At 32.1% G+C, this 25555-nt stretch carries 20 protein-coding genes; 16 read left to right on the forward strand and 4 right to left on the reverse strand.

From position 1 onward, the window contains the following. Positions 1-101 precede the first annotated feature (101 nt). The 14 genes from cyoE (at position 102) to tsaB (ending at position 12129) form a co-directional block, all read left to right on the forward strand. Positions 102-995, forward strand: coding sequence for a heme o synthase (cyoE, locus tag LACAL_RS06945; RefSeq protein WP_013870010.1), 894 nt, complete (start codon positions 102-104; stop codon positions 993-995). A 2-nt stretch (positions 996-997) separates the two neighbouring features. Continuing rightward, positions 998-1579: a cytochrome c oxidase subunit 3 gene (locus tag LACAL_RS06950; protein ID WP_013870011.1), complete on the forward strand. Its 582-nt coding sequence runs from the start codon at positions 998-1000 to the stop codon at positions 1577-1579. Between the two features lie 139 nt (positions 1580-1718). Further along, entirely contained in the window at positions 1719-2717 is a 999-nt protein-coding gene (locus LACAL_RS06955; protein ID WP_013870012.1) for a cytochrome c oxidase subunit 3, read from the forward strand. Between the two features lie 49 nt (positions 2718-2766). Then, positions 2767-3147, forward strand: coding sequence for a cytochrome C oxidase subunit IV family protein (locus tag LACAL_RS06960; RefSeq protein ID WP_013870013.1), 381 nt, complete (start codon positions 2767-2769; stop codon positions 3145-3147). A gap of 101 nt (positions 3148-3248) precedes the next feature. Beyond that, on the forward strand, positions 3249-3980 hold the full coding sequence (locus tag LACAL_RS06965; protein ID WP_013870014.1) for a hypothetical protein: 732 nt from the start codon (positions 3249-3251) through the stop codon (positions 3978-3980). Between the two features lie 40 nt (positions 3981-4020). After that, positions 4021-4776 carry an SCO family protein gene (locus tag LACAL_RS06970; protein WP_013870015.1) on the forward strand — a complete coding sequence of 252 codons (756 nt, stop codon included), beginning with the start codon at positions 4021-4023 and terminating at the stop codon, positions 4774-4776. A 41-nt stretch (positions 4777-4817) separates the two neighbouring features. Beyond that, complete coding sequence (locus LACAL_RS06975; RefSeq protein ID WP_013870016.1) at positions 4818-5366, forward strand: DUF420 domain-containing protein; 549 nt, start codon at positions 4818-4820, stop codon at positions 5364-5366. Positions 5367-5378: 12 nt separating this feature from the next. Beyond that, positions 5379-5594: a hypothetical protein gene (locus tag LACAL_RS06980; protein WP_013870017.1), complete on the forward strand. Its 216-nt coding sequence runs from the start codon at positions 5379-5381 to the stop codon at positions 5592-5594. Between the two features lie 124 nt (positions 5595-5718). Then, positions 5719-6420 (forward strand): ABC transporter ATP-binding protein, encoded by a 702-nt coding sequence (locus LACAL_RS06985; protein WP_013870018.1) that lies wholly within the window; start codon positions 5719-5721, stop codon positions 6418-6420. Continuing rightward, positions 6413-7642 carry an ABC transporter permease gene (locus LACAL_RS06990; RefSeq protein WP_013870019.1) on the forward strand — a complete coding sequence of 410 codons (1230 nt, stop codon included), beginning with the start codon at positions 6413-6415 and terminating at the stop codon, positions 7640-7642. The genes LACAL_RS06985 and LACAL_RS06990 overlap by 8 nt, the downstream gene beginning before the upstream one ends. A gap of 2 nt (positions 7643-7644) precedes the next feature. Next, the gene (locus tag LACAL_RS06995) at positions 7645-8886 is read left to right on the forward strand and encodes an ABC transporter permease (protein ID WP_013870020.1); all 1242 of its coding nucleotides are present in this window, start codon (positions 7645-7647) and stop codon (positions 8884-8886) included. A 62-nt stretch (positions 8887-8948) separates the two neighbouring features. Continuing rightward, positions 8949-10064: an efflux RND transporter periplasmic adaptor subunit gene (locus tag LACAL_RS07000; RefSeq protein ID WP_013870021.1), complete on the forward strand. Its 1116-nt coding sequence runs from the start codon at positions 8949-8951 to the stop codon at positions 10062-10064. Next, positions 10048-11445 (forward strand): TolC family protein, encoded by a 1398-nt coding sequence (locus tag LACAL_RS07005; protein WP_013870022.1) that lies wholly within the window; start codon positions 10048-10050, stop codon positions 11443-11445. The genes LACAL_RS07000 and LACAL_RS07005 overlap by 17 nt, the downstream gene beginning before the upstream one ends. Positions 11446-11451: 6 nt before the next feature. Beyond that, entirely contained in the window at positions 11452-12129 is a 678-nt protein-coding gene (gene tsaB / locus LACAL_RS07010) for a tRNA (adenosine(37)-N6)-threonylcarbamoyltransferase complex dimerization subunit type 1 TsaB (protein WP_013870023.1), read from the forward strand. Here the strand turns inward: tsaB and LACAL_RS07015 are convergent, their stop codons facing one another. From LACAL_RS07015 to LACAL_RS07025, 3 genes are all read right to left on the reverse strand, one after another. Beyond that, positions 12130-12942, reverse strand: coding sequence for a mechanosensitive ion channel family protein (locus LACAL_RS07015; protein WP_013870024.1), 813 nt, complete (start codon positions 12940-12942; stop codon positions 12130-12132). Positions 12943-13034: 92 nt separating this feature from the next. After that, complete coding sequence (locus LACAL_RS07020; protein ID WP_013870025.1) at positions 13035-13391, reverse strand: DUF1304 domain-containing protein; 357 nt, start codon at positions 13389-13391, stop codon at positions 13035-13037. A gap of 1 nt (position 13392) precedes the next feature. Further along, a complete protein-coding gene (locus tag LACAL_RS07025; protein WP_013870026.1) occupies positions 13393-15432 on the reverse strand; it encodes a thioredoxin domain-containing protein in 2040 nt (679 codons plus the stop codon). Between the two features lie 287 nt (positions 15433-15719). On the opposite strand from LACAL_RS07025, the gene LACAL_RS07030 reads away from it, so the two are divergent. Next, on the forward strand, positions 15720-23126 hold the full coding sequence (locus LACAL_RS07030) for a choice-of-anchor L domain-containing protein (protein WP_013870027.1): 7407 nt from the start codon (positions 15720-15722) through the stop codon (positions 23124-23126). A 112-nt stretch (positions 23127-23238) separates the two neighbouring features. Here the strand turns inward: LACAL_RS07030 and LACAL_RS07035 are convergent, their stop codons facing one another. Continuing rightward, the gene (locus LACAL_RS07035; protein ID WP_013870028.1) at positions 23239-24141 is read right to left on the reverse strand and encodes a NifU family protein; all 903 of its coding nucleotides are present in this window, start codon (positions 24139-24141) and stop codon (positions 23239-23241) included. Between the two features lie 261 nt (positions 24142-24402). Between LACAL_RS07035 and LACAL_RS07040 the strand changes: the two genes are divergently transcribed. After that, positions 24403-25422, forward strand: coding sequence for a type IX secretion system membrane protein PorP/SprF (locus tag LACAL_RS07040; protein WP_013870029.1), 1020 nt, complete (start codon positions 24403-24405; stop codon positions 25420-25422). Positions 25423-25555 lie beyond the last annotated feature (133 nt).

Consider the following 25555-nt stretch of genomic DNA (forward strand, 5'->3'; position numbering starts at 1 on the left):
TTCTAATTGCAAATAAAAACCTTAATGTTTATTACAATAAATCTACTTTTACAACGTATCTTTGCCAAAGCAAAAAAAACAGCTTAAACTTTAATATAGTTTTGAGTAAAACTTCAGCAAAAGTAATAGAACATACTTGGGTTTCAGATTTCAAAGAAATCACTAAAATGCGTTTAGCATTAAGTGTTGTGTTTTCTTCAATTGCTGGTTATTTACTAGGTGTAGAAACTGTAAATTTCACAACATTATTTTTGTTAGCTTTTGGTGGGTATTTTATGGTAGGTGCATCTAATGCTTTTAACCAAATTATAGAAAAAGATCTTGATGCTTTGATGGATCGAACTAAAAACCGACCTATACCTGCAGGTCGAATGACAGTGAAGACAGCGTTTATTATTGCTACTATTTTTACAATTTTAGGTATTACAATATTATATACAATAAACCCACAAACAGCAATGTTTGGGGCTATATCTATATTTTTATATACTTGTGTTTATACACCACTTAAAACCAAAACACCTTTAGCCGTTTTTGTAGGTGCTATACCAGGAGCGATTCCTTTTATGTTAGGTTGGGTAGCTGCAACTAACGATTTTGGTATTGAGCCAGGAGTATTATTTGCTCTCCAGTTTTTTTGGCAATTCCCACATTTTTGGGCAATAGGATGGTTTTTATATAACGATTATAAAAAAGGAGGTTTCTTTATGTTGCCAACTGGTAAACAAGATAGAGGTACAGCAGTACAAACTATAACATATACAATTTGGACTATTTTGGTTTCTATTGTGCCGGTTTTTGGAGTAACTGGCCAATTAAAATTATCAATAGTTTCTGCCGTAATTGTATTTGGAGCAGGAGTATTTATGCTGTATTATGCAATTTTATTATTTAAAAAAATGACAGAAAAAGCAGCAAAACAATTAATGCTGGCTAGTGTTTCATATATAACATTTATTCAAATAGTATACGTTTTAGATAAATTTATTAGATAATTATGGATTTAACCCAAGGCTCTTTAGAAGAGAAAAATGAACGTGCAAAAAAAATGATGCTATGGTTTGGCCTTATTTCTTTATTCATGTCATTTGCAGGATTAACAAGTGCCGTTATAATTAGTAGAACTAGACCAGATTGGTCTGATGGTTTACAATTACCAATCATTTTTTTATATAGTGTTTTTGTAATAGTTGCTAGTAGTATAACCTTTATTATAGCAAAACGTGCATTAAAAAGTAATAACAGGAAAAATGCATCTGTATTTTTAATAATTACTTTTATACTAGGAGTAGTGTTTATAATTATGCAGTTTGAAGGCTTTAAAGCCTTAATAAATTCTGGTTATTATTTAACGGGAGAAACAAGTAATCCAAAAGCGTCTTTTATATTTTTAATAGCTTTTGTACACCTTTTACACGTTGCTGTAGGCCTTATTTGTCTATTGGTAGTAATTTATAATCATTTTAAACAAAAGTATACAGCTAATAAAATGTTAGGCTTTACACTAGCAGGTACATTTTGGCATTTTATTGATATACTTTGGGTATTTCTATATTTATTGCTCTATTTTGTGGCTTAAAAACTATTTAGAAACAAGTTCACTTAAACTATATTTAATTAATCATATAATACTAGGCTCAAAAATTACACTTTAACATTTCTTTAGAAGAAGAAAATGATTATTTTTGTGCCATATTAAAAAAAACGAATCCAACTATATGAACACTACAGTTGCTACTACTGGAACAGAAACTAAAACTTGGGGAGGCGGAAATAAGCCACTTAAAGCAAGTTATGGTAAAATGATGATGTGGTTTTTTATCTTATCAGATGCTTTAACTTTCTCAGGATTTTTAGCTGCGTACGGTTTTTCAAGATTTAAATTTATTGGCTCTTGGCCAATTGCCGATGAGGTTTTTACTCACATACCATTTTTTCACGGTAATTATCCAATGATTTATGTAGCGTTTATGACGTTTGTTTTAATTATGTCTTCAGTAACTATGGTTTTAGCTGTAGATGCAGGACATCATTTAAGACAAAAGGCAGTAACATGGTACATGTTTTTAACTATTATTGGAGGTATAATATTTGTTGGTTCTCAAGCTTGGGAATGGGGAACATTTATTAAAGGAGATTTTGGTGCAGTACAAACTAAAGGTGGTAACATTTTACAATTTGGACATTACGAAACAATTGATGGAGAACAGATTTTTGTTCGTGATGCAGTAAAAAGTTTTGCTACAGCAACAACAACAGAAAGAACACAACACGAAAGTAAAAATGGTTTATGGTTTATTGGTGAGGATACTTTACCAGAATATACTGTAAATGATGTATACAATGGCTTAACAGCACATTCTAATATTTTAGTAAGAACTCAGGATATTAATGAGCATGGAGAGAAAACAGTATTAACTCGTGAAGAATCTTTAAAACAAATTAAAAACAACGGTAAGCAAGTAGTACATGGTGCTAACCTTCAGGTTAACGAATATGGATCACCTTTATTTGGAGATTTCTTCTTCTTCATTACAGGATTTCACGGTTTTCACGTATTCTCAGGAGTTGTAATTAACATAATTATTTTCTTTAATGTTATTTTAGGAACTTACGAAAGACGTAAAAACTACGAAATGGTAGAGAAAGTTGGTTTATATTGGCACTTTGTAGATTTAGTATGGGTATTCGTATTCACATTCTTCTACTTAGTTTAATCAATTAAAATAGTTACTTCTTTTAAAAAAGAATTTTAAAAATATTAAAATGGCACACGAACATAAATTAGAAATATTTAGAGGGTTATGGAAATTTAAGTCTAATACTCAAAAAATTTGGGGAGTATTAGCATTCTTAACTTTTGTAACTGCAATAGAAGTTATTTTAGGTATCTATAAACCTGAAATTTTAATGAAACAAGTATTAGGAATGAAAGGTCTTAACTGGATTTTTATTATACTAACCATTGTTAAAGCATATTATATTACTTGGGACTTTATGCACATGCGTGATGAAACAAAAGCATTACGTAGAGCAGTAGTTTGGACTGGAGTATTTTTAATTTGCTACTTAATTTTCATTTTACTTCAAGAAGGCGGATATATAGAAAGTGTATATTCAAATGGTTTTATTAAAAGAGATTTTTAATAAAAATTAAACATAGCTTATTTAAGCGTTAAAAGACAGGAAAAGGTGGTTTATTTAAACCACCTTTTTTATTTTTGCATTATTAAATAATTAGCAAATAAATGAATAGCAAAAGCATAAAAAAGTATGGTATTTTAGTAGTATTGTTTTTCTTGCCTGTTGCTTTCTTACTCATGCTATATCCATCTACAAATAATTACAATCGCTTAGATATTGTTAAAGAAAATGTATTGGATATAACGAACTTATCATCTGTTACAAATTCAAGCATTCAATTAAAAGACCATATTACGGTACTAGGTTTTTTAGGTAACGATCCAGAATCTAAAATTGTAGAAGCTTCTAATCTTAAAGAATTAGTATACAATAAATTTAAAGGTTTTAAAAAATTCCAAATCGTTATATTGGTTTCTCAAGAAGCAAGAGCACAAACTAAAAGACTAATTCAAGAACTTAATAAATACAGTGAGCATAAATATTGGCATTTTGTATATGCAAGCGATAATGACATGAATAAACTATTTAATAGTCTACGCTCTAGTTTACGTCTAGATAGTAATTTAGCAACTCGCGGTTTTTTTGTTATAGATAAAGAATTGAACCAGCGTGGCAGGCTAGATGATCGTACAAAAAAAGAGATAGAAAGAGGCGATAAGGTTAGACCATTAACAGCTTATAATGCATCAGAGGTTTCAATTATAAAAAATAAATTAGCTGCCGAAGATATGCGTGTATTATTAGAAGAATATAGAAAATCTGGTAGAAATAAAGTAGATTCATCTAACCGTAGAGCTCAGGATTTAAATCCAAATAAAAAAGTAGAAGATAATTAGTCACCAATAACTAAGCTAAAGAAAAGTATAATATAGTGTTATGAAAAAAAAGAATTACTCTTACATAGGAATTGCATTTATAATTCTAGTATTTGGTATCATATTTATTCCAAGAATAGTAAATAGAATAAAAGACAATAAAATAGTAGATAACAACAAAAGTAGAAGTGTTGGTATTGCTAACCCGTCAGATGAAGAAAAAAAGGCTTTAGCATTATCTTTTATCGAAATTAATGGCAAACCTAAAAAAGTACCTAATTTTAGTTTTACAAACCAGGATGGAGAAACTATTACGCAAGACGATTACTTAGGTAAAGTGTATGTAGTAGAATTTTTCTTTACCACTTGCCCAACTATTTGTCCTAGAATGAATAGAAATTTAATTGAAATTCAAAACGCATTTAAAAATGAAGATGGTTTTGGTATAGCTTCATTTTCAATAATGCCAGAAGTAGATACACCAGAAGTTTTAAAAGCATATGCTCAAGATTATGGTGTAACAAACCCAAACTGGAATTTAATGACAGGAGAAGAAAAAGCAATATTTGATTTAGCAAATATTGGCTTTAATATTTTTGTTGGTAAAGTAGCAGATGATGAAATGGGATTTGAGCACTCTGGAGATTTTGCTTTAATAGATAAAAATGGTTTTATAAGATCTAGAAAAGATGCATTTGGAAATCCTAAAATTTTCTATAAAGGAGTTATTAGTGAGCAAGAAAAAATGGATGAAGATGGAAATGAGCAAGAAATATCAATGTTAAAAGAAGATATTAAAAAGCTTTTAAATGAGTAATAATATATTACTTCAATAAAAAAATTATAGCTGGAAATATTATGGAAGCACAAGAAAATATAGAAAACGAAAAGAAATATAATAAATGGATTGTTGCTTTGTCAATAATCATACCTGTTGCGGTGGCAGCTTTATTTGGTATTAAACTTAAGGATTTTGGTGTAGATATAGAACCACTAACATTTTTACCGCCAATTTATGCCACAATTAATGGATTAACAGCTATTGTACTAATAATTTCAGTAAATGCAATTAAAAAAGGAAATAGAAAGCTTCATGAAAAATTAAATAAATTCGCAATAGCATTATCTGTATCTTTTTTGTTAATGTATATCGCTTATCACATGACAAGTAATTCTACAACTTTTGGAGGCGAAGGCATTATTAAATATGTGTACTACTTTATATTAATTACACATATTATATTATCTATAGCAGTAATACCATTTGTATTAATAACTTATGTTAGAGCTATATCAAATAACTTTTTAAGGCATAAAAAAATAGCAAGAATAACATATCCATTATGGTTATATGTAGCAATTACAGGAGTAATTGTGTATTTAATGATAGCACCATATTACGCTTAAAAACTACTTAAAATGAAAACTAAGTTCATATTATTATTTCTTGCTTTTATATCTTTTTTAAATACCAATGCGCAATGTGCCATGTGCCGTGCTGTTTTAGAAAGCGAAGAAGGTATGGGCACGGCAAAAAGTATTAACGATGGTATTATTTACTTAGCTGCAATACCATATATTTTAGTTTTTGGCATTGGATATTACATTTACAGAAGGTATTTTAGAGTCAAATAATACCAATGCTTCCGTCGTTTATTTAATATTTTAACATTTTATTAGTAAAATACTTGTAACAAATAAAGTCTTTTGTAGTCTAATGGATATGATGTAACTAACATCAACAAAAAAACTAACCATTATGCTAAAAATAAGCAAACTACATAAGTCTTATCCTATAGGAGACTCTAGCTTACATGTTTTAAAAGGAATTGATCTTTCAGTAGAAAGTGGAGAGATGGTTGCCATTATGGGATCATCAGGATCAGGAAAATCTACACTATTAAATATAATTGGTATGTTAGATGAAGCAGACGAAGGAGAATATATTTTAGACAATGTTCCAATTAAAAACCTTACAGAGAAAAAAGCAGCTATTTACCGTAATAAGTTTTTGGGTTTCATTTTTCAATCTTTTAATTTAATAAATTATAAAAACGCATTAGATAATGTTGCTTTGCCATTATACTATCAAGGTTTAAAACGTAAAGAGCGTATTGAAAAAGGGCTTTTTCACCTAGAAAAAGTAGGTTTAAAAGATTGGGCAGAGCATTTGCCAAACGAGCTTTCTGGTGGACAAAAACAACGTGTAGCCATAGCTAGAGCATTAGCTGCAAATCCCAAATTATTATTGGCAGATGAGCCAACAGGAGCTTTAGATACAAAGACGTCTCACGAAATAATGGACTTTATACAAACTTTAAATGACGAAGGAAAAACCATTTTAATGGTAACCCATGAAGAAGACATAGCAAGTATGTGTAAACGTATTGTGAGGTTAAAAGACGGTGTAATAATGGAAGACGCTTTTGTAGAACAAGTAAGAGCATCACAATATGTTTGATAGAGATCTCTGGAGAGAAATTTTCCAAAGTATTAATATGAATAAAACCAGAACCTTATTATCTGGTTTCACAGTAGCTTTTGCAATATTATTGTTTGCCTTGTTATTTGGTATAACCAATGGGCTTTTAAACACATTTGATACCGCATTTGTAGATGATGCAAAAAACTCAATATTCATAAATTCTGGTAGAACTTCAAAAGCAAGTAATGGTTTACAAGCAGGTAGGCAAATTCAATTTGAAAATGCAGATCAAGAATGGATAAAGAAAGAATTTGGAGATAAGGTACAATACATTACTTCACGAATTTATTTAAACGTTACTGCATCTTTTAGAAACGAAAAAAACAATTATAGTATTCGTGCAGTAAACCCAGACCATCAATATCTAGAGAATACAAAAGTAAATTATGGTAGATATATAAATGAATCTGATATTAAAAATAAAACCAAAGTTGTTGTAATTGGCCGTTTGGTAGAAGAAGATTTATTTTTAAAAACAACAGCCATAGGAAAGTACTTAAACTTAAACGGAATTCAGTACAAGGTTGTAGGCGTTTTTAGTGATGATGGTGGTGATAATGAAGAGCGTTTAATTTATATGCCAGTATCTACAGCACAACAAATTTATGGAAATAACGACCACATAGACCAAATTAATTTAACCTATAATCCAGACATGAATTTTGATGCAGCTATAGGTTTTAGTAACATGTTAACCAGAAAACTTAAAGAACGCTTTTTAGTTTCTCAAAACGACCAACGCGCCATACGAGTAAGAAACTTAGCAAATGAGTCTAAAGCAGTAGACCAAATGACGTTTATATTAGGAATCCTTGTTTTAGTAATTGGTTTTGGAACCTTAATAGCAGGAATTGTAGGTATAAGTAATATTATGATTTTTATTGTAAAAGAACGTACTAAAGAAATTGGAATTAGAAAAGCCTTAGGAGCGGCACCTAGATCTATAGTTTTAATTATACTATTAGAATCTATTTTAATAACAATAATAGCAGGTTTTGTTGGACTATTATTAGGTATGGGAATTTTAGAACTTGTAGGTCCAAGTCTTGAAAAATATTTTATAAAGGATCCTTTTGTAAGCTTAAACTTAGTTATTGGAGCAACAATAACATTAATTATAGCTGGAGGTTTAGCAGGATATGTACCAGCAAAAAAAGCATCAAGAATTAAACCTATTGTAGCACTAAGAGACGATTAATTATGCGATTTTTATTAGAAAGAGATACATGGCAAGAAGTCTTCGATAGTTTAGGTAAAAATAAACTTAGAACAGGACTAACAATGGTTGGTGTTTGGTGGGGAATTTTACTACTTATCGCACTATTAGGATCAGCACGTGGTATAGAAAATTCATTTAATAGACTATTTGGTAGTTTTGCAACAAACAGCGTATTTGTTTGGGCGCAAAGTACAAGTAAACCTTTTAAAGGTTTTCAAGAAGGAAGACAAGTGCAGCTAAAAATTAGTGATGCTAAAAAAATAGAAGAAAATGTAGAAGGTATAGAGTTTGTTGTACCAAGAAATCAAAGTCAAGCTTTAGTAGTACGTAATTTTTTATCAGGAACTTTTGGCGTAAATGGTGATTATCCATTATTAGATCAAGTTCAAAAAAAGAAAATGATTCGTGGGCGTTTTATTAATCAAACAGATATTGATGATAATAGAAAAGTAGTCGTTATTTCAGAAGAAATTTACAAACAGCTTTTTGAAAAAGATGCCGAAATGATTGGAGAATACATTCAGTTAAACGGTATGAATTTTAAAGTTGTTGGTATGTTTGAAACTGGTAATGCAAACATGGGACCAAGTAGCGATATGCATATTCCATTTACCACATTTCAGCAAATTTATAATATGGGAGAAAATATTGGTTGGATGATGATTACTGGAAAACCAGAATACAATATTTCACAAATTGAAACCGATGCTAAACTTATACTAAGAAACCTAAATAAAGTACACCCAAAAGATAACCGAGCTTTTGGTAGTTTTAACTTAGGAAAAGAATTTGCTAAAATTACAGGCTTTTTAACAGGAATGCAATTTTTAACATGGTTTGTAGGTATTGCTACGCTTTTTGCAGGCGTATTTGCAATTGGTAATATTCTATTAATTACAGTAAAAGAAAGAACAAAAGAAATAGGCGTACGCCGTGCCTTAGGAGCAACACCATTTGAAATAAAACGTCAAGTAATATTAGAAGCCATATTTATAACATTAATTGCTGGATTACTTGGTATTATAACAGGTGGATCTCTATTAATACTGGTAGATAAACTAGCAGGCCAAGGTCCAGATGCTATATTAGTAAACGCATCAGTACCAATTTCTGTAGTATTAATTTCATTAGTAATACTTGTAGTTTTAGGAACCTTAATAGGCTTAATACCCGCATTTAAAGCTACAAGCATAAAGCCTATAGAAGCATTAAGAGAAGAATAATAAATTAAAAATAAAACCGAAAGTCAATCGCTTTCAAACCAACTGAAGTAAATTATAATAAAATGAAAAAAGTATTTAAAATCATTGGAATATTAGTGCTAGTTATTGCTTTAATATGGGTGTTAAAGTATTTTAAAGATTCTAATTCAAAATCTGTAGAAGACTTTAAAACAGCAACACCATTCTATACATCAATAAACACTAAAACTGTAGCAACAGGAAAGCTAAATCCAGAAGAAGAAATCGAATTAAAGCCTCAAATAGCAGGAATTATTGATGAAATTCTTGTAGAAGAAGGAGATATTGTTGCAAAGGGAGATTTAATTGCTAGAATTAGAGTTGTACCAAACGAGCAAAGTTTAGTTGGCGCAAGCGGTCAAATATCATCAGCTAAAATTTCTTACAATAATGCCAAAACATTATACGATAGAAATAAAGCATTATTTGATAAAGGTGTAATATCTCGTCAAGATTTTGAAAACAGCCAATTGTCTTTAAACCAAGCAAACGAAGCATTACGTCAAGCTCAAAATAATTACCAAATAATAAAAAGAGGATCACTTTCTGGTGGAGGTTCTGCAAACACAAGTATCACAGCTCAAATACCAGGAACAGTACTAGAAATTCCTGTAAGAGAAGGAGATCAGGTAATAGAAAGTAATAGCTTTAATGCAGGTACAACTATCGCTACTATTGCAGATATGAGTAAAATGATTTTTGAAGGAAAAGTAGATGAAGCCGAAGTAGGAAAACTTGAAGAAGGAAAAGATATTAAAGTAATACTTGGTGCTATTAACGAAAAAGAATTTCCAGCAAAATTAACTTTTGTTGCTCCAAAAGGAAATGAAGAAAATGGAGCTGTACAATTTACAATAAAGGCAGATGTTGAAGTAGAGCAGTCTACAAAAATTAGAGCAGGATACAGTGCAAATGCCGAAATTGAAATGGAAAGCAAGGATAGCGTGTTAGTTATTAAAGAATCTCTTTTACAGTTTAATAGAATAACTGAAAAGCCTTTTGTTGAAATTGAAAAAGAAGCTGGTAAGTTTGAAAAGAAAAACGTAGAGTTAGGACTTTCTGATGGAATTAATGTTGAAATTACCGAAGGTGTAGAAGAAGGAGATAAAATAAAAGTGTGGAATAAAGCATCAAAAGAAGATAATGAAGATGAAGACTAAACATATTATTAAATTTACGTTAGCATTATTAATTAGTCTTTCTGCGACAGCACAAGAAAAAAAGTGGTCGTTAAAAGAAAGTGTTGATTATGCTTTACAAAACAACATAACAGTAAGACAATCATTATTAGACCAAAAATTAGCAGAGCAAGATTTAATATCAGCTAAAGGTAATTTTTTACCAACTGTAAATGCTAGTGCTTCTCAAAACTGGAATTTTGGTTCTTTTATAGATCAAAACGGAAGTAGAATTTCTAGAGATTCGCGTGGAAATGGTTTTGGTGTTAATGCAGGTGTAACATTATTTAATGGTTTCAGGAATACTAATTTGCAAAAACAGGCAGAGCTAGGTATAGAAAGTAGTAAAATACAACTTGAAGTTTTAAAAAATAACATTTCTTTAAATGTTGTAAATGCTTACTTAAATATTTTATTTAATAGAGAAGCAGTAAAACAAGCCGAAGAGCAAGTAGCTATAAGTCAAAGAAGTTTAGATCAGGTTCAGGAACTTGTAGATGCAGGAGCAAGAGCAAGAGCAGATTTGTTAGTATCTAAATCTCAATTAGCATCAGATAACGAACGTTTAGTAAATGCTGTAAACAGTGTAGATTTATCACTATTAAATTTATCGCAACTTTTACAGTTACCAGCAAACGAAAATTTTGATATTCAAGATGTAAATATAGATTTAACCGAAGCTGTATTGGCATATAAAAACTCTAATGAGATTTTATCTTATGCTTTAGAGAATAGACCAGAAATTAAAGGCGCACAATTAAATATTGATAATGCCGAGCTTAATTATGAAATAGCTAGAAGTGCTTACTATCCAACATTAAGTTTAGGAGCAGGAGCAAGTACAAGTTACCAACATTTGCAAGGGCAAAAAGATGTATTACAAATTGTAACAGGATTTGATGCTACTACAGGAGAACCAATTGTAGAGTTTCAAAAAAATGGGTTTGTAGAACAAATTGAAAACAACTTAGGTTATAATGTTGGTTTTAGTTTAAGTATTCCAATTTTTAATGGATTTAAAACAAAAGCAAGTGTTAAGCGTGCAGAAATTAGTAAAGAGCGTATTACTTTAGCATTAGAACAAGAAAAACAAACATTACGAGCTAATATTGAACAAGCCTATGCAGACGCAAAAGCATCATTATTACAATACGAATCGTCTAAAGTATCTTTAGAATCTCAAGAATTAGCGTTTCAAAACGAACAAGATAAATACGATTTAGGTGTAAGTACATCGTTTCAATTAGAACAAGTTAGAAATAGATTAATAAATGCACAATCATCATTTTTAAATGCAAAATATAACTATGTATTTAAAACAAAAGTGTTAGATTTTTATCTTGATAAGCCTATAACTCAATAATATATCGTGACTATAATATTAAGCATAGAAACAGCAACAACAAATTGCTCGGTCTCACTATCTAAAAATGGTGAGACTTTGCATTTAAAAGAAGATTTTAATAATGATTTTTCTCATGCAGAGCGTTTGCATTTTCTTATAGAAGAGGTTTTAAAAGAAGCCAAAATAAAAAAAGAAGAATTAAGTGCAATAGCAGTAAGTAAAGGACCTGGTTCTTACACAGGTTTGCGTATAGGAGTATCTGCAGCAAAAGGCTTGTGTTTTGCATTAGACATTCCGTTAATTTCTATTTCTACTTTAGAATCTTTAGCGCATCAGGTAAATACAAATGAAGGTATTATAGTGCCTATGATTGATGCTAGACGTATGGAAGTATATTCAGCTATATTAACATCAAATTTTGAAGTTTTAAGAGCTGTCGAAGCGCAAGAATTAGATGCTACATCTTTTAGCGCTGAGTTAGCTAAAGGAAAAGTACATTTTGTGGGCAATGGAGTAGAAAAAACAAAAGCAATTATAGATAATAGCAATGCTGTTTTTGTAGAAGGTAAATTACCATCTGCAAACGAGATGAGTGCTTTGGCATATGCAAAGTATAAAAAAAGCGACACCGAAGATGTCGCTTATTTTGAGCCTTATTATTTAAAAGATTTTGTGGCTTTAAAACCTAAACCTAAAAAATAATTAGCCTTCTTTTTGTATTTCTACACTGTGAGGATATGGTATATCTATTCCTGCAGCATCTAGTGCTTCTTTAGTTTGTTCAATTAAATAAAAATGAACTTCCCAGAAGTCTTCTTTTTTTACCCAAACTCTTGTAAAAAAGTTTATAGAACTATCTGCTAGTTCTGAAACATTAATAGCTGGAGCTGGTTCTTGTAGTATTAAATTATTTCTTTTAATAACACTAAGTATAACTTCTTTTGTTCTTTTAATATCAGAATCATAACCAACACCAAATGTTAAATCTACACGTCTAGTATCTTCTGTAGAGAAGTTAGTAATATTACCATTACTTAAACTGCCATTAGGTATAATAATTTCTTTATTATCTGGAGTAGTAAGTTTTGTTGTAAATATATCTATTTCTTTAACTGTTCCAGCTTCACCTTGAGCTTCAATATAATCTCCTACTTTAAAAGGTTTAAATATCATAATTAAAACACCTCCTGCAAAATTAGCTAAAGACCCTTGTAATGCAAGACCAATTGCTAAACCTGCGGCAGCTATAATTGCTGCAAAAGAAGTTGTTTCTATACCAACGGTACCAAGCACAACTATTATTAATACGATTTTTAAAATCCAACTTATTAAATCTAGTAAAAACTTTCTAAGGCTTATATCGTAATTAGCCTTGTCCATTGCTTTAGCAATACCTTTTAAAAGGTATTTAATTATAAATGTACCAACAATCCATATAACTATAGCCATTAATACTTTTGGCGCATAGTCAATGACGAGTTGGTAACCTTTGTCAATCCACTTTTGTAATTCCATTATGCTTTTATATTAAATTAATAGTACGAAATTAATAACTTTAAAAAAGCTTTACGTTAATGCTTTGTTATTTTTAATAATTAGAATAAAGTTTAGTTTATTAATATAATTATTAATGTAATTATTGCAGGAATAGATTGTATGTAAAATAATTTTATTTTTCCTGTAGAGTAAGCGCCATACAAACCGGCAATAATAATGCAGGTTATAAAAAATATTAGTGTACTACTATTTTTAGATAGTATTGCAAAAACAATTCCGGAAGCCATGAAACCATTATAAAGCCCTTGGTTAGCAGCAAGCACTTTAGTGTCTTTGGCAAAGGCTTCGTTTTTTAATCCAAAGGCTTTTATTGTTCTTGGCTTGGTCCATAAAAACATTTCAAGTGCTAAAAAATAATAATGCAAAAAAGCGACAAGAAGAGAGAAGATTATTATTAGTATATTCATTTTAATTTGTTTTTAATTGGTTAATGGCTTCGTTTGTATTTATAACTGGTAATTTACAAGTGTTATTAACACATACATAAATAAGTGTTTTATTTTCTACGTACCTGTTATGTAATAAAGGTAAGTTATTATTTCTTTCACTACATGCTACTATTTTGTTAGGTAAATACTCTTTATTTAAATCTTTCACTTTAATATTAGCTTTATCTCCTGTAATGGCTACTTCGTAAAAGGGCTCTGTAAAGTTTAGCATTAAACTCATCCAATTAGAAAAAGCCGAACCGTATTGATGTATTTCTGGTTTAATGTTATTTAGCATGTTTTTAGATGTCTTTAAATAGTAGTTGTTATTGTAGAAATGCGATAACATATAAAGGCAGTTTGCCATAATTGAATTACTAGCAGGAATTACATTGTCTCTATATTCTATTGTTTGTACAATTAGTTTTTTGTCTTGATTAGAGGTAAAGAAAAAGAGTTGACTTTCGGTATCAAAAAAAGTATCAAAACAATAATCTGTAAGTGCCTTAGCATTGTCTAACCATTTAATTGTTGAGGTAACTTGGTATAAAGCTAAAAAAGCATCAATAGTTGTTGCATAATCTTCTAAAAAACCATTTATACTAGATGCTCCGTTTTTATAATTATGGTAAAGCGAACCGTCTTCTTTTAATTGATTGTTTAATATAAATTCGGCATTTTTTATGGCGCAATCTAAATAGTTTTCATCTTGTAAAACGCGATAAGCATCTACATAACCTTTAAGCATTAAAGCATTCCAAGATGTTAATGTTTTATCATCTAATCTTGGTAGGTTCCTTTTTTCTCTTTCTTTAAGTAAAATAGATTTCCAGCGTTTCTTTTTTTCTTTTAATTTTTCTAATGTTATATTCTCTTGGTTAGTGAATTTTAGATCATTTTTATCTCTAATAAGTACATAGTTTTTATGTTCCCAATAGCCATAATTATTTACATTATAATAGGTGGAAAATAATTTAAAATCGTCTTTTAAAAGTGTTTGTAATTCTTCTTTCTTCCATACATAATAGGCGCCTTCTTCTAAAACATTATCTTCAGTTAAGCTATCTGCATCTAATGACGAATAAAATATACCGTTTGTTCCTGTTAATTCTCTTTTTATAAACTCTAGTGTTTCAATTACTACATTTTCGTATAATTCGTTTTTGGTTAAAGCAAACGCTTCTGCATATAGGCTTACTAGTTGTGCATTATCGTATAACATTTTTTCAAAATGAGGTACATGCCATTTGTCGTCTACAGAATATCTAGAAAAACCACCACCAATTTGGTCGTAAATTCCTCCATAAGCCATTTTTGTTAGTGTAGTATTTACAAAATCTAGAATCTTCTTATCTTGTTTTTGATAACCATATCGTAATAAAAATTGATAATTATTTGGCATCATAAACTTTGGTTCCTTTCCTATTCCTCCTTTATTGGTATCAAAATATACAGACCAATCTGCTATTATTTCTTTTAAAAATGTGGTATCAAATTTTGGTTCATTAGTATTAGGTTTTATTAAATCCATAGCTTTAATGCCTTTCGCTAATTTGGTAGCATACTCATAAAGTTTGTCAGGATTTTTTTTATATAAATCTGAAATTTGATTTAAGGCATTAACCCATTGTTCTTTTTTAAAATATGTTCCGCCCCAAACAGGCCTTCCATCGGGCAGGGCAACTACATTCATTGGCCATCCACCACTACCTGTCATTAATTGAACAGCATTCATATATACTTGGTCTATGTCTGGTCGTTCTTCTCTATCAATTTTAATATTAATAAAATTTGAATTCATTACTATAGCGACATCTTCGTTTTCAAAACTCTCATGCTCCATAACGTGACACCAATGGCAAGCAGCATAACCAACGCTTATAATTATAAGTTTATTTTCTTTTTTAGCAAGCTCTAATGTGTTAGAATTCCAAGCTTTCCAATGTATAGGATTATGTGCATGCTGAAGCAAATATGGACTTGTTTCGTTAATAAGGTCATTAGTATATTTGTGTATCATGGATTAATGAATTAACGCTAAAGGTGTATTAGAAATTAAAATTTAATGAAGATATATTATTTCACAAATCAAAGTTAATCATTACAAGTTTTAATAGCTTACAGATAAAACAAAGTTTAAAAAAAGTAATTTATTGGGTAGGATTTTTAACAGTAAAAGTGTTATATAACTATAGCTAAATTTATTAACTATAAAGGTTTAACAGTTTAAGGGCTGTCAATACTATAAAAAGTTAGTATTTATTAGTATTATTGTATACTTTTTAGACCAAAATAAACATATATATAATGAGGAACTTTACGCTAATCATCTTTTTATTATTTATTTCCATTCCAGTATTTGCACAAGATATATTGATGCAAAACGGGACGTTTAACCAATGTTCAGGGACTTTATATGACTCAGGTGGGCCATCAGCAAATTATTCAAGTGATGAAAATTTTGTACTTACAATATGTCCAGATGGACCAGACCAGTTTATACAATTAGACTTTACTACTTTTGGAACACAAGGAGGAAGTGATATTCTTACAATTTATGATGGTGATGATACTACTGCTCCAGTAATTGGATCTTTTGATGGTGGTGGAGTTACAAGTGATCCAGGAACAATTATGGCATCCATTACAAGTGCAACTGGGTGTTTAACTTTAGAATTTGTAAGTAATGCTACTGGAAATACTATTGGTTGGGCAGCAGATATTGATTGTTTTACAGATTGTCAAACTATAACACCTTCAATAGATTCTACAAATCCAGCAGTAAATGGAACAGGAGTAGTTCAAGTGTTAGTTGGTACTACTGTAGACTTTACAGGAAGTGCTGTGTTTTCTGAAGACGGCACAGGAGCAACTTATAATTGGAATTTTGGAGATGGTTCGCCTTTTGGAACCGGAGAAATGGTCTCTAATCAATTTGATACTATTGGTACATACACTACAACACTAACAGTTACAGACACAAATCCTTTAGGATGCTCTGAAACAGCAACAGTAACTGTTCAGGTTTTAGGACCTTATATTGATGTAGACCAAACAACATATACAGTGCCTCAATTAGTAGAAGATGTTTTAATTAACAGTCCTTGTGCAACGGTATCCAATATTAACTGGAGTACAGGAACTAATTTTGGAGACGTAAATGGTATAGGCTATTTTAGTGCACTTCCAGGAGCATTTGGTTTTGATGCAGGAATAGTTTTAAATTCTGGAGACGCTATGGAGGCCGAAGGACCAGAGTCTGGAATACAAAGTAGTGGTGGCGGTGCTTGGCCAGGAGATGCTGATTTAGAGGCCGAAATTAATACCGATTTAGATAATACTCCAGGTGACGATTTACCTGCTGGAAATTCAAGAAATGCTTCGTTTATAGAATTTGATTTTGTACCATTAGCCGATACTATTACATTCAATTTCTTATTTGCATCAGATGAGTATGGAGCGTTTCAATGTTCTTTCTCAGATGCATTTGCATTTTTACTTACAGATTTATCTACAAATACAACAACTAATTTAGCATTAGTTCCTGGAACAACAGATGTTGTATCTGTTTTTACTGTTCGAGATAATGCTTTTGCAGGAGGATGTTCTTCAGAAAACCCAACATATTTTGATTCTTATCATGGCGCTGGTGGAGAACCTGCAGCAAATGCTCCAATAGATTATTTAGGGTATACAGTACCAATGGCGGCAATTGCTAATGTAACACCTAATAATAATTATAGAATAAAACTTGTAGTTGCAGATGCTAGAGATACATCATATAATTCAGCAGTATTTTTAGAAGCTGGTTCTTTTAGTTTAGGAGGTGATTTAGGAGACGATATTACTATAAATGCTGGTACAGCAGAGTGCCAAGGTACACCAGTAGTTTTAGACACTCAATTACCTACTGCAACTCATACTTGGTATTTAGATGGTGTTGTAATTCCTGGAGAAACAAATTCAACCCTTAATGCTACTCAAGATGGAGAATATACTGTAGATATTACTTTTTCTGCTACATGTATGGCGTCAGATTCTATTATTATAGAATTTATTCCTGGCCCAACAATACAAGCAGTTAATACTATTACAGAGTGTGATGATGGTAGTGGAGCTGTTGTTTTTGATCTTACAGAAAACGATGCACCTGCTTTTGGAGCTCAAGATCAAACAGCAAATAGCTTGTCTTACCATAATTCTAATGCAGATGCCATGAATGGAGTAAATCCTATTGGAGATCCTGTAAATTATAATGGTACCGATGGAGAAATAATTTATATAAGAATTGAAGATAATACAGGAACATGTGCAGATATAGACATGTTTACTTTAGAATATTTAACAGTAGCTTTAAATGATGCTCCAGACATTGTGGTTTGTGATGATCTTTCTAATGATGGTCAAGAAGAGTTCGATTTAACAAACCAAGATGCAGCAGTTCTTGGAGCTCAAGCAGCCTCAGATTTTATTGTAACCTATCATTCATCTATAGCAGATGCAGATACAGGAGCAAATCCTTTAACAAGTCCATACACAAGTTCTGGTGAAATTATATATGTTAGAATTGAAAGTGTAGCGAGTAGTGTTTGTTATATTTCTTCTCAAAATGATGCTGAAGGATTTACAATTACTATTAATCCTATTGCTGAAGCTGCACAGCCTTCAAACCTAGAACTATGCGACGATTCTTCAAACGATGGCGTAGAAATATTCGATTTAACAACCGAGGAAGCAGTTATTTTAAACGGTCAAGATCCGGCAAATTACACGGTAAGTTATTACGAGCAACCAGGTGATGTAGCAACAAGTACCAATGCAATAGCAACACCAGGAGCTTACCCAAATATGTCAAGCCCACAAACCATATATGTTCGTGTAGACGATAACTCTAATCCAGCATGTTTTGGCGAAACAAGTTTTACAATAACGGTTAATCCAGAAGACGATTCGACCTTTACCATGCAACCAACCTGTGATGGAGCTACTGTAGATACAGTAGCCACACCAGGCGGCACCTATGTATTAAATCCAGATCCTGCAGATGGCTCAGTAATAGATGCAACAACAGGAACAATAACCGACGGATTATCAGGCGCGAGTTACACTGTAGATTATACAACAAATGGCACCTGTCCATCAACAAGTTCATTTACAGTAACAGTAGATATAACCAATGATGCTTCATTTACTATGAATGCTACCTGTGATGGTGGAATAGTAACAAGCGAAGCCACACCAGGCGGTACCTATGCATTTAATCCAATACCAACAGATGCTGCTAGTATAGACCCAGTAACAGGAACAGTAACAGGAGCCACATCTGCCACTGTTTATATGGTAGAATATAGCTTAGGAGGCGCTTGTCCGTCATCAACAATAGAAACGCTAACCGTTTTAACTACCGATGATGCTAGTGTAACCTACACACCAACCTGTGATGGTGGCGTTGTAGATTCAGAAGCCACACCAGGCGGAAGCTATGCATTTAATACTGTGCCAACAGATGGTGCGATTTTAGATACCACTACAGGCGCTATAACCGGAGGCACACCAGGAGCAAGTTACACCGTAGATTATACAACAAATGGTAGCTGTCCAGCAACAAGTACAACAACTGTAACAGCCAACCCACTACCAACAGTAGTAACACCAACACCTTTAGAAGTATGTGATGATGCGACACCAGATGGAATAACAGCAATAGATTTAACATTAAAAAATCAAGAGATATCAGGCGGAAATCCAGCCTATACAGTAAGCTATTATTTTACACCATTAGACGCAATAAATGCGACCAATCCATTAGCCATACCTTATACCAACCAAACACCAAATATGCAAACGGTATATGTTCGAGTAGAAGATGCAAACACGGGATGTTTTGATACAACGAGTTTAGAATTAGTAGTTGAGCAAGCACCAGTAGCCTTTACACCAGCAGCTTTAGAATACTGTGATCCAGACAGTGATGGGTTTGGAGAGTTTATGCTATCAGATACCGAAGCAGAAATCACAGCAGGCGCACCAGGACTAACAGTCACTTACCATGAAACGATGGCCGATGCTATGAATAATGTTAATGCCTTATCAAGTCCTTACAATAACATTGTAGCAAACATGCAAACAATTTATGTACGAGTAGAAAGCTCTACCATAGCAACAGACTGTGCGAGTTTTGTAGAACTTGTATTAATAGTCAACCCAACACCACAAATAACCGATCCAACAGCGTTAGAAGTTTGTGATGATGATGCCGATGGTTTTGCTACATTTAATTTACCAAGTAAAGATGCCGAGATTCTAAATTTATTAGATACCGATCCAACAAACGATTTAGATCCAACGCAATACACAGTAACATATTATATAACACCAGGCGATGCTATGGCAGGTACAAACCCAATAGCAACACCAAACGCTTATGTTAATACTAGTAACCCGCAAATAGTACATGTACGAGTAGAAGACACAGCTAATGATTGTTTTACAAACACGACATTAGAGCTTATAGTTAACCCATTACCAGTACTTGTGCAACCAGATCCTTTAGCCTTGTGTGATGTTAATAATCCAGGAGATGAAGTAGAAGCCTTCACTTTAGAAGATGCAAATGCACAAATACTAAACGGTCAAACGGGTATAACACTAACATACTTTGATACACAAGCAGGAGCCGATACTAATGATGCAGCCGCACAAATATTCAGTCCATATACCAATACGGTAAACCCACAAACAGTATATGTACGAGCAGAAAATGATAACACAGGCTGTGTAAGCACGATCACATTAGACCTTCGTGTCAATCCATTACCATCACCAGTTGCAATGCCAGCAGCTATTGAAGAATGTGATGATGATAATGATGGTTTTGCAAGTTTCGATTTAGACGCCCAAAGTGCTATAATCACCAATGGAGAGCCAGATATCACTATTAGTTACTATGAGACGCAAGATGATGCTATGAATATGGTAAACCCATTAGTGAGTCCATACAATAATATTGTAGCCAATATGCAAACCATTTATGTTTTAGCAGAAAATGATAACACAGGCTGTTTTACAATAGTCGAAATGCCATTAATTGTACAACCAGCACCAGTAGTACCATTAGATATCGAGGACTATATTATTTGTGATGACGATGATGATGGATTCAATCAATTTGATTTTGATGCAGTAATTACACCACAAATCTTTACAGCAGGACAAACAGTGGCAGATTTCACACTAACGTATCACACAACACAAGCTAATGCCGATTCAGGAAACAACCCAATTATTAATACCAGTAACTATACAAATAACTCTAACCCACAAACCATTTACATTCGATTAGAGAGTAATACTAATGGATGTGTTACTACAGGAGAATTTATAATACGTGTAGAGTTTCCACCAGTATTAGATCCAAACTACGATAATGAGTTAGCACAATGTGATGATTTAGACGCTAACTATATGGAAGCCAATGACGGTTTCACTTCTTTTGATTTAACAGTAGAAGATTCAGAAATAGTAAATGGCAACAACAGTTGGGTTGTAACCTATTATGAAACAATGGCAGATGCTCAAGGCGATGTAAATGCAATAGCAGACCCAACCAACTATACCAATACCATGAATGGTCCACAAACACTTTATGTACGTGTGACCGATAACGATACAGGGTGTTTTTCATTTACAACAGTGACATTACGAGTACTTCCAAACCCATCACCAACACCAGATCCAGAAGATTTGATAGTGTGTGATGATACCAACGCAGGTGATTTAATAGAAGTTTTCGATTTAACACAAAATGAAATAGCAATTATTAATGGAGAATTAAATGTAACGGCAAGTTACTACACCAGTCAAGACGATGCCATTACAGGAAACAATGCAATAGCAGACCCAACAATGCATACTAATGAAGATCCAAACAATCCAGGAACAGGTATAACACCACAAACCATTTATGTACGTCTAACCAATGGCGATGATAACACAGGATTAAACGGTACAGGATGTTACAGTTTAGTAAGTTTTGATGTTATTGTAAACCCATTACCAACAGTAACACCAGTAGACGATTATATTATTTGTGAGCTGTTTAATGATGGTATGGCCGATTTTGATTTAGACGGCACGATGACAGCAGCAATATTAAACGGTCAAGACCCGTCAATATTCACTGTAAGTTATCATGAAACACAGGCAGAAGCAGATGCAGCCATCAATGGATTAAACAGTCCGTATACCAATATTACCAATCCACAAACCATATATGTAAACATCACCAATACTATTACAGGCTGTGATGTAGCGACACTAAACTTTAATATAGAAGTACAAGAAGCAGCACAAGCCAATCCAGATGGAGTAGCAATAGTATATGAGCAATGTGATGACAATATGGAGTTTGATGGCGACCCAAGTAACGATACAGTACAGTTTAATTTAGAAACACAAAACCCATTTGTTTTAGATGGACAAGACGCTAATAACTACACTGTAAGTTACTATGAAAATCAAGCAGATGCAGATGCAGGTACAAACCCATTACCATTTTTATACGAAAACACTAGTAATCCACAAGTAATTATTGTTCGTGTAGATAATGATACCATGATAGTAACACCAATAAGTTTAGACCTAAGCAGTTTAACAACAGGATTAGATGTTGATAGTGATGGAAATATAGATACAATAGATACCAATGGCGATGGCGTGTTCGATATAGTAGATATCAATGGCGATGGCATAGCAGAAGGATTTGATAGTGATGCCGATGGTATTATAGATTATATAGATTTAGATGGCGATGGCAATGGTGATTTAGTAGACCTAAATAACGATGGCGTTGTAGATAATGGTCAAGACAGTTCAATATGTTATGAAACCGCTGAAGTTACTCTACAAGTCAACCCGTTACCAGCCTTTGATTTAGACGATAGTTACCTACTATGTATCAATACTAATGGTACAGAAGTAGTAAACTCACCACTAGTAGATACAGGTTTAGATGCTTCATTATATAGTTTTGAATGGAGCTATGAAGGCAATGTTATGGCAGGAGAAACAGGACCATCAATCATGCCAACCGAAGGCGGAAACTATAGTGTAATAGTAACAGATACCTCTACAAGTGCAAATACAATGTGTATGAGTAGTGATAGTACAGTAGTAGATGTAAGCGAACCACCAGTAATTAGTTACGAGCTATTAACAGCAGCCTTTGCAGACCAACACGATGTGCAAGTAACAGCAAGTGGAAGCACAGCAACTTCAATAGCCGTGTATGAATTTAGTTTAAACGGTGGTGCTTGGCAATTAGGAACAGCAAATGCAGATGGAAGTTACAGTCACACCTTTACCAACATACCAGCAGGCGGTATAGTTGTAACCGCAAGAGATGTTAATGGTTGTGGAGAAGTAAGTGAAGAAATCATGGTACTAGACTACCCAGTTTACTTTACACCAAATGGCGATGGTTATAACGAAACATGGAATATATATAGCATCTCAAATTACCCAGATGCTAAGATTTACATCTTTGATCGTTTTGGAAAACTATTAAAACAAATAAGTCCATTAGGCGATGGTTGGAACGGAACTTACAATGGTAACCCAATGCCAACAAGTGACTACTGGTTTACAGTAGAATATACAGACACAGCAACAAATACTAAAAAGCACTTTAGAGCACACTTTACATTAAAGCGTTAAAACTAAAGTAAAACACATAGTAAATAGTAAACACAAAAAAACCTGAACGACGAATCGTTCAGGTTTTTTTTATTATGTAATAATTAATAAGGTTTAATAGCTTAAAGAATAATTAACCATTTATAGCTTCAACTGTGTTAACCTTTCCTTTTAGCATTTCCTTTAGCATGTTTTCAATACCATTTTTTAAAGTAAAAGTAGATGAAGGACAACCGCTACAAGCTCCTTGAAGTATTACTTTTACAGTTTTAGTATCTGCATTGTATGATTCAAATTGAATATTTCCACCATCACTGGCTACAGCTGGCTTTACATATTCTTCAAGAATATTTACTATTTCTTTAGACGTATCATCTAAAGTTTCAAAATGAGCATCAACATTTTTAGTAGACTTCTCAATGGCTTCTGGTGCATTTGCCGAAATTATTTCTTTTCCATCTTCAATATAAGAACGAATAAACTCTCTTAGTTCATTTGTTATTTCTTGCCATTCTGCTACATCGTATTTTGTAACTGAAACATAATTTTCATCTATAAAAACACTTTTTACAAATGGTAAGTGAAATAATTCTGTAGCTAAAGGAGATGGTTTTGCGTCATCAATTGTTACAAACTCGTAAGCAGCATTAGCTATTTTTTTATTAGCTACAAATTTAATTACAGAAGGATTAGGAGTGCTTTCTGCATATACGGTAACAGGCACTTTTTTAGAAGTTGCATTTTCTGTAATAACTATTCCGCCTTTATTTAAATAGGCTTTTATTTGTTCTGAAACTTCGTCTTGTACATCTTTCCACTCAACAATATTAAAGCGTTCAATAGCAATAAAATTACTAGTTATATAAACTTTTTTCACAAATGGTAAATAGAAAAGCTCTTGTGCTAAAGGAGATTCTTTAGCTTCATCTATATTATTAAATTCAAAACTTTGATGTTGTGTTATAAACTGATTTAATTCAAATTTTATAATTGAATTATTTGATGTTTCTTGTATAGTTACTTGAAAAGGAGTCATTAGGCAATTATTTTTATGCAAAAGTACTAAATCTAACATTGAAGCATCAATATATTTAACTAATAATAGCGCTTTTGAATTAATGAAAAGTTTAGTTTATTTGATAAATCCTTTTTATATTGGTAGCTTTAACTTTTGTAAGCTAAATTATAAGAAGTAAATCTTTATATTTGGCAAGAATATAATTTATTAGTTAAAAAAGAGTTAATAATAGCATTAGCTAGAATTTTTCAACCAACATCTACTTTGAAAAAAGATATTATGAGATTAAAAAAGTTATTTATATTAGCGGTTTCAGTGTTCTTTACTTGCCAAATTGCTGAAGCACAAGAAGGTCTTCCAATATATTCAGACTATCTTACAGATAATTATTACTTAATACACCCATCTATGGCTGGAGCAGCTAATTGCTCTAAAGTTAGGGTTACAGGTCGCCAACAATGGTTTGGTGATGATGATGCACCTGCATTATTAACAGCAAGTGTTAACGGTAGAATTGGAGAAAGCAATTCTGGTATTGGTGCTATAGCATATTCAGATAAAAATGGATTTCATTCTCAAAACGGTGTTTATTTAACTTATGCTTATCACATTTTATTTTCAAGAAGTACTGTAGATTTAAATCAATTATCTTTTGGTCTTAGCGCAGGAGCTCTACAATATAAATTAGATGAGTCTACGTTTTTGCAAGATGGAAATGGTGATCCTTTAATTTCTGGAATAGAGCAATCTGCCACAGAGTTTAATGTTGATTTTGGCTTTTCTTATAATTTGTATGATTTTTACGCTCATGCAACCGTTAAAAATTTACTTAATAATGATGGAGTAAATTTTAACAATAATGCTAATGGGCTTAACTTTAATAATCTTAGAACATATTTATTTTCTGTAGGTAATACATTTAGTAAATTTAATAGTGATTGGAGTTTTGAACCTTCAGTTATGTTTATGTATAGAGAAGCTACAGAAGAAGCGTCTTTCGATTTTAACGTTAAAGCCTATAAAACTATGGACTTTGGTAAAATTTGGGGAGGTATTTCATATAGAAGAAGTTTAGATGGAGCAGAGTTTCAACAAGGTTCTGGTGTGAGTAGCCAAAAATTACAATATATAACACCTTTATTAGGCGTTAATGTTAACGACTTTATGTTTGCATATACTTATAGTTACCAATCTAACTCGGTAGTATTTAATAATGGTGGTTTTCACCAAATTACTTTAGGGTATAACTTTGGTTGTGCAAAAGAGCGTTACCACTGTAACTGTCCTGCAATTAACTAAACTGTTTAAAATATATAATAAAACGCCATTGCTTTGCAGTGGCGTTTTTGTTTTAAGCACATTTTTTAAAATAAAAAGGTAATTGAGTGTTTATTACGTACTAATGAGTGAATAGGCTTTTAAAATGAGTAAA

It is taken from the genome of Lacinutrix sp. 5H-3-7-4 (genome assembly GCF_000211855.2).
Classification (GTDB): Bacteria; Bacteroidota; Bacteroidia; order Flavobacteriales; family Flavobacteriaceae; genus Lacinutrix.